General features: G+C 30.3%; 16 protein-coding genes. 2 read left to right on the plus strand and 14 right to left on the minus strand.

The annotated features are described in order from the left end of the window. On the minus strand, positions 1-660 hold a 660-nt coding region (locus WC223_01360; protein MFA6922876.1), incomplete at its 3' end, for a hypothetical protein. A gap of 361 nt (positions 661-1,021) precedes the next feature. Here WC223_01360 and WC223_01365 point away from each other — a divergent pair. Both WC223_01365 and WC223_01370 read left to right on the plus strand, forming a co-directional pair. Further along, positions 1,022-2,167 (plus strand): N-acetylmuramoyl-L-alanine amidase, encoded by a 1,146-nt coding sequence (locus WC223_01365; protein MFA6922877.1) that lies wholly within the window; start codon positions 1,022-1,024, stop codon positions 2,165-2,167. Positions 2,168-2,190: 23 nt separating this feature from the next. Beyond that, the gene (locus WC223_01370; protein ID MFA6922878.1) at positions 2,191-2,910 is read left to right on the plus strand and encodes a hypothetical protein; all 720 of its coding nucleotides are present in this window, start codon (positions 2,191-2,193) and stop codon (positions 2,908-2,910) included. Between the two features lie 196 nt (positions 2,911-3,106). Here WC223_01370 and WC223_01375 read toward each other — a convergent pair whose 3' ends face one another. From WC223_01375 to WC223_01435, 13 genes are all read right to left on the minus strand, one after another. Further along, positions 3,107-3,622, minus strand: a complete 516-nt coding sequence (locus WC223_01375) for a hypothetical protein (GenBank protein MFA6922879.1) — start codon at positions 3,620-3,622, stop codon at positions 3,107-3,109. 10 nt (positions 3,623-3,632) lie between these two features. Further along, complete coding sequence (locus WC223_01380) at positions 3,633-3,938, minus strand: hypothetical protein (GenBank protein MFA6922880.1); 306 nt, start codon at positions 3,936-3,938, stop codon at positions 3,633-3,635. Between the two features lie 513 nt (positions 3,939-4,451). Next, positions 4,452-5,459, minus strand: coding sequence for a hypothetical protein (locus tag WC223_01385; protein MFA6922881.1), 1,008 nt, complete (start codon positions 5,457-5,459; stop codon positions 4,452-4,454). Between the two features lie 61 nt (positions 5,460-5,520). Beyond that, a complete protein-coding gene (locus tag WC223_01390) occupies positions 5,521-5,991 on the minus strand; it encodes a DUF6624 domain-containing protein (protein MFA6922882.1) in 471 nt (156 codons plus the stop codon). Positions 5,992-6,167: 176 nt separating this feature from the next. Further along, positions 6,168-7,010 carry a relaxase/mobilization nuclease domain-containing protein gene (locus tag WC223_01395; GenBank protein MFA6922883.1) on the minus strand — a complete coding sequence of 281 codons (843 nt, stop codon included), beginning with the start codon at positions 7,008-7,010 and terminating at the stop codon, positions 6,168-6,170. Further along, positions 6,985-7,563 carry a hypothetical protein gene (locus tag WC223_01400; GenBank protein MFA6922884.1) on the minus strand — a complete coding sequence of 193 codons (579 nt, stop codon included), beginning with the start codon at positions 7,561-7,563 and terminating at the stop codon, positions 6,985-6,987. Before WC223_01400 ends, WC223_01395 begins: the two co-directional genes overlap by 26 nt. Next, complete coding sequence (locus tag WC223_01405) at positions 7,556-9,007, minus strand: type IV secretory system conjugative DNA transfer family protein (protein ID MFA6922885.1); 1,452 nt, start codon at positions 9,005-9,007, stop codon at positions 7,556-7,558. The genes WC223_01400 and WC223_01405 overlap by 8 nt, the downstream gene beginning before the upstream one ends. 29 nt (positions 9,008-9,036) lie before the next feature. Continuing rightward, positions 9,037-9,180, minus strand: coding sequence for a hypothetical protein (locus WC223_01410; protein MFA6922886.1), 144 nt, complete (start codon positions 9,178-9,180; stop codon positions 9,037-9,039). A 23-nt stretch (positions 9,181-9,203) separates the two neighbouring features. Continuing rightward, positions 9,204-9,935: a hypothetical protein gene (locus WC223_01415; GenBank protein MFA6922887.1), complete on the minus strand. Its 732-nt coding sequence runs from the start codon at positions 9,933-9,935 to the stop codon at positions 9,204-9,206. A gap of 2 nt (positions 9,936-9,937) precedes the next feature. After that, on the minus strand, positions 9,938-11,014 hold the full coding sequence (locus WC223_01420) for a hypothetical protein (GenBank protein MFA6922888.1): 1,077 nt from the start codon (positions 11,012-11,014) through the stop codon (positions 9,938-9,940). A gap of 22 nt (positions 11,015-11,036) precedes the next feature. Continuing rightward, a complete protein-coding gene (locus WC223_01425; protein ID MFA6922889.1) occupies positions 11,037-11,420 on the minus strand; it encodes a hypothetical protein in 384 nt (127 codons plus the stop codon). A 6-nt stretch (positions 11,421-11,426) separates the two neighbouring features. Continuing rightward, entirely contained in the window at positions 11,427-11,924 is a 498-nt protein-coding gene (locus tag WC223_01430) for a hypothetical protein (GenBank protein ID MFA6922890.1), read from the minus strand. Between the two features lie 31 nt (positions 11,925-11,955). Further along, positions 11,956-12,132, minus strand: coding sequence for a hypothetical protein (locus tag WC223_01435; protein ID MFA6922891.1), 177 nt, complete (start codon positions 12,130-12,132; stop codon positions 11,956-11,958). Between the last annotated feature and the right edge of the window lie 63 nt (positions 12,133-12,195).

Below are 12,195 nucleotides of genomic sequence, written 5' to 3' on the forward strand. Positions count from 1 at the left end.
AGCAGTAAGCGTAAGAGTTACAGGAGTTGTAACATTAAGAGCAGTTACAGCAGAATAATTAAGACCGCTAATCATGTTTAAAAGCGGGTCAGTTGCTTCGTAGTGCCCCGTATTAACATTAAAAGCATAATCTGAAACAACCCCTATTGCTTCAAGCAACCTAAAATGTGTTGCTCCCGATGGTGCTTCAACATAATCCTTAGGCAAAAAAGCAGCAACAGTTATTGTGCCCTGATTCCTTGCAGTGTTGTTTGTAGCAACAAAAGGAGCATCGAAAATCTGCGACAAACTGATTTTTTTATTAAAGTCAAATCCTGCTAACATGCTCCTTGAAGCAGAAAGCGGAATGGTTCTCTGTCCCCTTGTTCCTGTGCCTTTCAGGTTTATTTCTTTGAAAAGCTGTGTTAAACGTGCCGTTACACGCGAATCCGATTTGCTTAAAATAACGCTTATAAGAGCCATACGCAACGCCTTTGAAACAATGGCGCAACCGCCGAACTCCGAGTTATTTTCTCTTGTACGAATGAATGAAGGATCATTTAAAATCCTTTCTTTTGATGGCCCGTTTGCCTTTCTGGCTAAATCATCACCACCCAGCTTATAAAAGCTAATACCGTCCATATTGCCTTTTAGCTTGATTAAACCTGTTTGCTTACTCATAGTTAATAAATTTAAAGGGTTTATAAATACTGAAAACTATGAGTAGAAACTTTTACATATAGGAAAGATTAATTATTAATGTAGTGCAAAACCTTGTCAATACTGTATATAAAGGTACAAAAAAATAAAAGTGAAAGCAAGTTTTTTAACAAATTTATTTTGATAAAAACGTTGATATAACTGAAATAAACCTAACAATGTTACGTTATATATAAATGTGTTCTAATTTTTTTAAGCCGCAGAACATAGAGAAAAAAACATCAGAAGTACTGAAAACACAGTACAAACAACAACAAAAAATATACCTTTAAATATTTTTATAAAACAAAAAAATCTTTATCTTTGACATAGATAAAAGCTAATGCAGCAACAAAAAAACACATATTTTTTTGAAGAACCCCATAGAGTAAATAAGGCACAGGGGTGTTTTTTGTACGTAAAGGTAAACCATTTAGGGAATGTCCGCGTGGTGCTCTCTGATTTTAGACAGTGGAATGACGCTAACAACGATAATACTTATCAAAGCACCGAAAACGAAACTGTTGTGCAAAGCTGGAATGACTACTATGCATTTGGTATGATAATGCCCGGAAGAAATTTCTCATCAAACTCATATCGGTTCGGTTTCAATGGTAAGGAGAAGGATGATGAGTTAAAGGGTAATGGAAATAGCTACGATTATGGTTATAGAACATACGACCCAAGAATTTGTAGATTCTTAAGTATTGACCCTTTGACTAAAGAGTATCCTTGGTATACTCCTTATCAGTTTGCAGGAAACAAACCTATTATGGCTGTTGACTTAGATGGATTAGAAGAAAAACCAGTAAATGAAACCGTTGCTGTAGATCCAGGACATGGTATAGATGGCTCAACTAATCCCAAAGTTGATCCTGGTGCTGTTAATGGTACTGATTATGAAAAAGATATTGTTTTAAACATAGCAAATAGTGTTAATAAATACTTGAAAGAATGGAATACAGGAACTGTTATGACAAGAACAGGAGATTTAACAACAGACAAAAATCAAATTGATTATAGATTAGATGTTGCTAATAATAACAATGCAAATGTATTTTTAAGTATACATACTAATTCTGTTGCTAGTGGAAATCCAAGTGGTTTTCTTGTTTGTTACGACCCTAATAATCAGACAAATGGAACTGAAAGTAAAAAATTAGCTGAAAATATAGTTAATAAACAAAGTATAATGAGTATTAGAGGAACAGGGCTTCAAGAAAGACCGGGAGAGCTTGGTGTTTTGAGAGATTTTAAAGGCAAAGCCGCAGCATTGGTTGAAGTTGGTTTTATTTCTAATGCTAATGATGTGGTATTAATGAAAACAAATGCAGACGAGATTGGTAAGCAAATAGCAACAGGAGTATATAAATTCTTAAATAATGCAGATCCTCCAGCGCCTAAAGTTGAAAAAAGTGCGGGGGTAATAACTCCAACACCTGCTCCAATTATTCAAGCACCACCTGCTTTAAGTCGCACATTTCAATAAACTAAATTTGTAATAATTTTAAGATGAAACGTATTAATTTAAATTTAAATAAAATGAATATTCTAAATGGTTTTATATATATATCTTTATTGATAAACACCAGTTGCAATGATTTGGAAAATAAAAAACAACCCCCAAAAGATGATAAAATAAATAGTTCTTACTCTTTAACAGAAATAGATTCTATTTATAAAAAAATTATCAAGAACTGTGATATATGGGTCAAGTCATGGAAAGATGTATCAAATAATTTTGATATAACTAAATTTAAATTTGAGAATAAGGATAGTTGTAAATCTTGTGGCAATTGGGATAAATATATAGTTGATAATGATTTTTTGGCATTATACAATGATATCTTATTTTATTCATTTAATAAATCTATGATAGTTGATATATATAGTAATAAAACTATATTAACTAAAAAGGAAAACAGACTCATTGCTACTTTTGATGCTGATACTAAAGTTTATGTCATTGATTTAAACAATAAAAAAAGTAAATTGTTGTTTACTTCTGGTACAATTGAAATGTACAATGATTGTTTGTGGATTGATAGCGATAATTTTGCTTTATTGGGATCAAGAAGTGAATATGTTAATAATATAGAGAGTTTTAGACCATTTATTTGGATATATAATATAAAAAATAATGTTTATAATATATATTCTGATTCAAAAACTTATCAAAAATATAATACAGGGTATTTCTTTAATAGATTTAAGAATATTAGCGACAAGTAAAGAAATAACCGGTTCGAAACACAAAGTGGCTTCGAGCTATACCGATAGAAGAACAACCCCCTGTAGTCAATGATTACGAGAGGTTTTTTATTACGACAATTTTTAAATTTCATTACGATGTTATTCGAAATTCATTATGATGGCAAGTCATTACGATGATTTATAATTCGGATTATGATTTTTTAGTTTTAAAAAATCATATTGCTTTCAGATTTTCAAAATTTACTTTGTGTAGGTTTTTAAAGTCATCAAGAATATTATTTCTTAATTCTTTTCGTATTTCACATATTTTAGCATAATTTTCTATTGCAACAGGAATGATTGTTTCATTAGGAATGTTTATATTTAAAACATTATTACCTATTTCAATTTGAAAAACGTTGAGTTTTATTAATGTCTTTCTTGTATTTTCACTAATCCAAAGATTAAATTTTAAAGCAATTGCAATTTGTTTAAATAATTCAGCATATAATTGTTTATCTACAAACAAGACATGATATTTTTCTTTTGTGTTTTCTTCATATGTCGTGATTGATAAATGTCCTAATATATTTTCAAGAAATTCATAAGCTTCAAGTCTTTTTCTAATAAGCTCCTTATAGTATTCATTTTTGTAATCGTTTTTCCTTATTAACCACGTTAAAAATCCTGTTAGCCCTGATGATAACAAAGAGCTAGTTAAAATAATTGAAATAATATCAAGTTTATTCATTGTTATATTTTTATTTTATATAATTCGGATTATTTTTTTGTAATTCAATAATAAGGTTCAGTGCATCAATAAAAGCCATCTCGTCATTTTGCAACTCTTTCGGTAGTTCATTTTTGCTATTAGCTTTGTATAATTGCATACATTTTTGAAACCCAAGTGTTTGTTGGCTGTTCATCTTTAAATGCAGATAACGCCCAAGTAGTCGTGGGTCAGAGGAAACAGGAACGCTGTCATTTTTTTTAATCGCTTCAATAAAACTTAAAATGTTTTTATCTTCTTGCTTTGAATTTTGTTTAACGAAAGTCAGGAAATCCATATCGCACAATTCTTTTGAATTACAAAGGTAATATTTATATCATTCTTTTTAAAATACAAAGGATACCTTTTTGTCCTTTAACTCTCGAAAATAGGAATATTATTTTTTTTATTAAAAAATTAAACTACTTTTATCAAGTTAATTTTAATGTATTTACTAATAAAATAAAGGGTAATAAATTATGAATCGACAAAATTCTCGTATTGTTAATGTTAATAATATTAGCGATATAAAAGAAAAAAAATCGCCCATTCCTTTACTTGTGAAGCTTGCTGAAAAGCAAAAAATCTTAAAGCCCAAATGCGGAGGGGGGCACCAAACCTATTCTGCAACTGGTCCAGTACAAGATATAAGTTGGGATCCAGATTAAATAATATAAAATATACGAATAGAATAGTATTCATAAAAATCAAAGATCCATTTTATTTTTGTTGATTTATAAATATTTGCATATTTATAAAAATATAATAACTTAAAAATAATGCTTTGATTATCAATAGTAATTCGTGTAATTTAGGTATTCTTAATACGCGAGATTAAATATTTTGCAATTCCTTGCGATATATTGATACCAGTAATTTCTTCTATCCAACCCCATTGTCCACTAGGATTAACTTCCAAGAAAAAATAATCATTATTTGGAGTTATTATCAAATCTATTGTTCCATAGTTTAGATTTAATTTGTCCATTAATTTAATAATTTTCTTTTTAATATTTTCAGACAAAAAATATTGATAATGTTTTACTTTTGCAAAGTCATATTTTCTCCAGTCAATTCTTGTTTTTTCACTAGCCTGAGAGTCAATTGCACAAGTAAAAATTTTTTTGCCGATAACTGTTAATCTTAATTCTGTTTTTTTCTCTATATATTCTTGAGCCATTATAGGAGATAATTTTATATTTTCTTTTTCTTTTTTAAGATAACTTGTTTTTATTTTATTTGCATAAATAAAATAAAAGTCCTTTTTGTCTTTTAAAACAGTTCCGTGCAACAACTTTACAATAATTTTATTATTACAATCATTTGAAAATTTTATCAATTTTTCAGGATCATTAGTAATAATAGTTTTTGGTACATTTAAACCAATAGCTTCAGCAATTTTAAGTGGATAAAATTTACCATCTTCTAAAAATTTTGTAAATAATGGATGATTAACAAAATTAAAATTAGCAGAAGCAAAAATATTTTGTAAACAAACTCTTGATTCATTCTCAATAAATTTTTTGACTCCATCAGATTTAACTACATTACTAGCAACTGGTAATCCTGGTCTTATGTGCCAAACTATACCAATATCTTCAAGTAATGCTCTATATTTTGTCTTTTTAAAATTTTCAAATTTTATTAGGTCAATAAAACCTGATGTTTTTGAATTAATATTATCTAACGATAAATTTGATGTCTTGGGAAAATTGGTTAAGTCAAAAAAGAGTACATGATGTCCCATCCTCTGTATTTCTTCTATTACTTTCAATACAGGAATATCATCTTTTTTGGCAATGATTAGTATTTTTTTCATAATTTTTTATAAGTTATAAAACCCGTTAAAATTATAGAATAAAAAACTATGATAACTAAATTTATTTTTTTTGCTTTAAAAAAAAATTATAATCTTTAATAACTCTTGCCTTAAATACTTTAAATGATTCTTCTAATCCTATCTTTTTCCTTCTTTTATCAATATTTTTTATATCATAAATTGTATCAACTGATAATTTTTTAGTTTTGATATCAATTTTAAAAGATGTTCCATATAATTGAGGTTGTCCTTTTTTAACTCTTATTCTATCTATGGTTTTACTAATTTTGTTCCAGTCTTGCTCTCCAGCTGGTAAATTTTTCATTAAAATCAATGCTTTGTTTGCAAGTTTATTATCTTTTGTGTGCTGAATTAGAACCCACGCATAATCAGATGCTATTTTACCGACTTTGCTTTTTGACGGCCATCCGATTTTACTGATAATTTTTTCAAATTCTTCTGTATTTGTTTTGTCTAATTTTTCGTTGTAATATTTTGGATTAAAATTATTTTTTGCCCATAATTTTCTCATCTTTTGATCTCTTTCCCCCAAATCTATTATTTTTTTAGAAAGGATTTTATATTTTTGGTTCATAGGCAAATTATATCACTTTATTTATAATTAAGCTGTTAAGTGAGTAATTTGTTATATTGATAAATACGGCGACTATATGACATTAATAAATAAAATTTGCCTGTTTTTTTTGATTAAAAATTACGACTAATAATTTTTTCTTTCGACTTTTTTCTTATTTCGCTTATTTCTTTTTCACGACCTAATGATTTATCAAGCCCTTGCAACTTTTCTTCAGTAAAACCCAAAGTTTTCAATCTATATTTTTTCTCGTTAAAAACAATTCCTGAAATTCTGCCACCCCTTATGTATGCTTGAAGTCCGCTATCTTTTAAGTTTTTATAAAATTCACTTTTTGAATTTGCTTTTTTATAGCAAGTGTTAAGCATTACTTTTAATTTTTCCTTGCCCGAAGCCCTACCAGTGCGTTCTTTAAATTTGTATTCTTTATCCGATAGGGCTAATTCTTTTTTTCCGTTTCCGTGATTTACTATTGATTTGTTTAACTCAGGATATTTTTCAATTTGATATTGTTGTATTTTCTTTTTGAATTTTTGCAAATCAACTTTCGCTAAACGCATTCCTTTGCCTGTCTTATACTCAACTCCTGATACGCAAATGTGAATATGGAAATGTTCTTTGTCAAAATGTGGAACTGCTATAAACATTCCATTTCCTCGCTCCCGAACATATTGCCTTGCGATATCTTCAAGCTTGTCTAATGAAATATTTTTTGCGTCGTCCTTATGAAAACTGATTATTTCGTGGGTTAGAATAACCGAGTCGGATCTTTTGTTTTGTCTTAACTTTTCGTTTTCTTTGTATTGCTCTACCCATTCGTCAATGCTATACCCTTTTAAATTACGCAATACTTCAAAACTTTTTCCGCTATCAAACAATCGGTCTTTATCGTGAATAAGGTAATTTATTAATTTTTTAAAATTTGGTTTTTTATGTGATTTGATTTTGATTATCATTTTTTGTAAGAATAGCGAGCAAATGCTCTTTAAGTGTCGGCTTTTCTTCAATGCCTTTAATTACTAATTCTTCAATGGTGTAAGGTTGTTTAAGAATTTTATTTATTTCTTCCTCTAACTTTTCAATTCTTTTTTCAATCAGTTCAAGTTTCTGTTCCCTCTCGTAATTGTGCCTTTCCTTTTGTTTTACGATTGTTTGAATTTCATTTAAACATTGTGAAAGTAGTTGTTCCAACTCTGCTATCTGTAATCTGTCAGGCACAATAAATGTTTTATTGATATAAGCTAAAACAGCAGATTTGAGAAATTTTGTAATTTTCATTTTATGCTGTTTCGCTGTATGTTCTATTCTTGAATACTCCCCGTTGTCTCTGGAAAGATTAATTGTAAATTCAGGTTTTGTTTTTCTTACCTTTTGCCTGTGCTGTAAAATATATTTTTTTCTGTATTCCTTTTTTGCTTTTTTAATTTCTTCATCATTACCACTTTCGAGAACACCTATTGAATCAAGATATTCCCACATTCCACCTTTATGTTTCTTGGCATTACTCATTCTTTACTTTTTCAGGAACATTAAGAGGTAATAATGAAATGCTGTCGGTATTGTTTTGGCTTGCCAATTCAAGCGGAGCTAAATTGCCATAATCGCTTAAATAAAAGTTTTTGTAATATGGAACAAGTTTAAGTTTAATGGGATTGTGATGACCACATATGAGCAATGCTTCGTCTTTACTCATTGTCCTTATTTCATCTCCTGTCATTAAGGGACGAACGTGCTTTTTTTCTTCCTTATCAACATACTCATATTTCCCTAATGTCTTTTCAAGGTCTGTCGTTGTTTCAAGTGATGCGCCCGTAAAATACATTTTCGCATAGCAATTGGCTTTAATTCCGTCTGCTTCATATTTTCCGTAGTTGTGAACCAGTTGGTTGAAATCCTGCAATAACAGCATTATTCCAGCCCTGTGTTTACGGACATTTGCGACAGCAAGGCTCAGTGTGGGCAATCTAAGCGAAGAAGCCTCATCAACCAAAAAGAAGATATCCTCTTCATCGTTTTTCGGAAAACGGCTCATAATAAAGGAAAAGAACTGTTCGAAAAATATTGAAGTCAAAACAGAATAATATTTTTGGTCGGCAACGCTGTTTTGAATAAACAAAACCGTCCGTCTGTTGCGAAATTCCATAAAATCCAAATTGTCGCTTGATGTAATTTTTGCGATTGATTCATCGCTGAAAATCTGCAATGACGCCTTACAGGTGGCGATTATACTTGAAATTATTTTTTCATCATAGCTGATAAAACTTTTATATTCCGCAAACAAAATTTCATCTGCATATTTTGAGAATAAAGAATCAACAGCTTCAGGATTGCCTCCCAAGCTATTCAATAGATGGCGAACATTGTATAAATTCTGATATTCCAAATCCTGTTTTTTAAGGATTGTTATAAGCATTGCTAAAAGTGAAGTTGCTTGTATATTCCAAAAGTTTTCTTTATTGTTATTTTCACCTAAACCATTTTGCACAAGCATTGAAGCAATTTTCTGGATTTCTGATGAACTGTTGGCTCTCGCAAGTGGGTTGTAATTGCTTGAAACGCTTGGGTCGGCAAAGTTTAAAACTTTCACTTTTATATTTTTTGAATTTAGGTAATTTGAAGTTTTATAAAATAACTCTTTGGCTGGATCATGCACTATTAAAGAAGATTTCATTGTAAATATGCTTGGAATAAGCACCACACTTGATTTTCCCGTGCCAGTGCCTCCGATAACAATTGCATTTTGGTAAGAATCCTTTACAGATAAATTCTTTTTTCCTGTGAGACAAAAACCATAATCGGAGAAAAAAGAAAATACTTTGCTGGAAGAAGCAAACTCTGCATTATATACGCCCTTTTCTTTGTAATTGAAAATGCCTAAAACACCATCAATTATTTTGAATATAACAGCAAATATTATTTCAAATATTTTTACGATTTTTTTGATTTCTTCCATAGTTGAAAATTTTTTAAGATTAATAATTTTTATTTAATCTGTCCTTTAAGCCAGCCATTAAAGGTTTGCAGGAATATTTCAGCAAACCTTGTTATGCTGTATAGGGCAATTAATAATAATTTGAAAATTACCTTTACAAGACCTGTAAATAGTTTCAGAAGCATATCTTTCATGATATTCAGTTTTAATTTGTGAATTATTTGCTATCAATGCCAGCAGTTGCAATGACTTTCGCACCTTTGTTTTCAAACATTTTCTTAAAGAATGCATAAACAATTTTAAACTCTTCGTCATTTTCTGTGTTCACGGGTTGATAAACAAAATAAATTGTTATGCCATTTAAGTTTTTTAATACAACCTGCGATTCAAAATATTTACTGACGGAATCAGCTTTAGAACTTAACGAATTCAATGTTTCTGAGTTGTAAAATGAAATTTCATTTGTGTTTTGCATTAAATCCGAGTAAACAAGCATTATTTTATTTTCTGCTTTACTTTCAGAAAGCAAATTCAACTCCTGTGCTATCGGAACATATATTGAAGTATTGTCTTTTCCGGTTTTCGTTTTTGAAACATCATTAAAAATCTGTTCAATATTTGAATAAAATGAGTTAACCTTATCAATTCTTTTAGCTTCATTTGAAAGCCAATCGTTTTCAGCTTCTATGCCTGCTTTCTGTGAACGATTAAAGCTCACGTCCGAAATGTCTACAAGTTTAAACATTGCACCATTCCATCGGTTTTTATTCAAATCAAAAAATGACTCAATATCATTTTTGTTTGGTTTTACAAGCATAGCGTCAGTAATATCACTCATCACAACAACCCCTGTTGTTGGATAATGAATGCTGTTTGCATATAAATATACTCTGATAAAAGCTGTAGCGAATAAGACAAATAGAAATACTTTTGCAATTATTTTTTTCATAATTATTCCTCCTTATTATTAAAGTTTGTAAAATTTATTTCTGTGTATTCAAGCTCAGGTGTCTTTTCAGAGAAGCAGTCGGGAACTTTTCGGTCGGTGCGAAACATTAAGTTCGCACCTTTGAAAATTTCGACTGCTTCATTGTATAGTTTTTTAATTTCTTCAATTGTATGGTCAGCGTAGCTTTTTATTTCTACTACCATTTTGCCTCGTTCAACCAATTCTGCATTTAAATTTTTAATTCTTTGTTCAGTTTGTTTTATTTCGTTTTCTCTTGCCTTTATTTTGTCTTCAAGCTTTTTGTATTCATTAAATTTTTGTTTTTCTTCTTTGGTTGGGCTGTATTTGTAAGAAATAAAGGCGGTCACAGCGAATAGGAAAAGATTAACAATTATAAAAGCAAATGCTCCGATGTCAGTACCAAGCTTTTTAAACATAAGTGAGCGTAGCATTGCCAACACATAAAAAAGAGCTGTCATTCCGACAAAAACAATTGACAGGAAAACGATACTTTTTTTGTTTTCTGCTTCGTTATTCTTAACGTGTGTGCCTGTTACATGAGCGAAATACACAATAAACAGTGTTAAGAAGAAAGAAATTACAATTGAAAATAATTTGTTTTCTCCCAAGAATTGAAAAGCAAGAGCGTTGAAAAATGTTTCTGCAATACATGGCAATGCTGACATTGTATAAATTGTTTTTACATCTTTACTTACATTTTCACACTCCTTGCCTTCAAGAACAGTTTTGTCATTACTGTTTAATTCTTCAAGTTTTTTGACTTGCTCCTTAGCTGTCTTTTCTTCTTCTTCAAGGTTTTTCCTGTCGGTATTAATGCCCGGAATCTGAGACAGTGGCTGTAATTTCTTGTATGTATAGCTTATTAACTGCTCATAGCCGGATTTAAATTCGCCGATGTAATGAATTAACTTGTCGCCGACAAGAGCAGGGAGTTTGCGTTCTGCATAGTTTTTTCCAAGCTTGCGTGCAAGGTTTTTTAACTCTGCATCTTTTCTCTTTATGAACTTTTCAAGTTCATGGTCTACAATTTTAAATTGTGCGCTGTTGTTGTTTTTCATATGATTTATATTTAGTTAATTATTAAAAATTTATTTCACGACATTTTGAATTTATTTTTTTTGAATCCCGCAAATCTTTTATTTCATTCAGCTTTGCTTCGTAATCCGATAAATAGATTTCAATTTTTTTCTCGTCAAAATCCTTTTGGGACACTTTTTTAGCGTAGCGTTCGAATCTGTCTTCCAAGTCTTGCCAGTTGTCTGTCGGCGGAAACACTTGCTCCCCTTCATTGTCTGTGGAAACATATATCGTTGAAAATTCGTCATCATCTGAAATGTTTTGATATATGTATCCTACATGTTGCTTACTGCCATCAGGCATAATGCAATTAACAATGACAGGGTCGCCGATTGTCTTAGGCATTTTGAATTCAGTTGTAATTTTATTTATAGTTTCTGTTCTCATGCTGATTTACATTTCAATTTCGTATTCTCTTTCGTTATCATTGCCTTTATCTCTCAATGATTCCAATTCCTTTTCTCTTGCTGATTTTTCGGAAGTTTGCACTTCTTCGGGTTTTACTTCGCTTGTCGGGCTTACGGGTTTTGAAACCTCTTGCTTTTTAGCTTGGATATTGTTTTTGTCCCTAATTGCTTTGAGTTTATTTTCTCTCTCAATTTGCTTGTTTAAAGTATATTCGCCGGGAATTCTGTCTGGTTCTGCAAGATCCCGCCCGTATTGCCTAAATTTCCTTTTAATTGCTTCTAAATCTTTTGCGACTACAAAGATTGGCATGTCCTTAGCATCCCTTGCCCAGTATTCAACTTTGCGCGTTTCATTGTTGTATTCACGATGTATGCGACCGATTAGTATTTGTTCTCCATTTGACCAATAGAGCACGGAGATGAAATGTTGTCCTTTGGCATTTCTGCCAAATTCGAGGAACCTGAGTTTTGAAAATGGATTCATAATTTTTAAGTTTTAATGGTTAATAATTAAATTAATTTTTTTGCTTCTTCTCGTCTTTGGATTCTTTGTCATCCGTATCTTCCTTATAAATTCTACCGATGGAATGTTTTTTGTTATTTGCTGTTTGAGCCAAAAAAGTTAAAAACTGATTGTGTTTGTTTGGGTCGTATTCTACAAAAATTGTTTTGTATTTAATTTTCTTTTTCATGACTTTGAGATTTTAAAGTTTATATTTAATTTTTATTTGTATTTAAAGTGCTTGTGTTCTTGT

The sequence above is a fragment of the Bacteroidales bacterium genome (genome assembly GCA_041671145.1).
Classification (GTDB): Bacteria; Bacteroidota; Bacteroidia; order Bacteroidales; family JAHJDW01; genus JAQUPB01.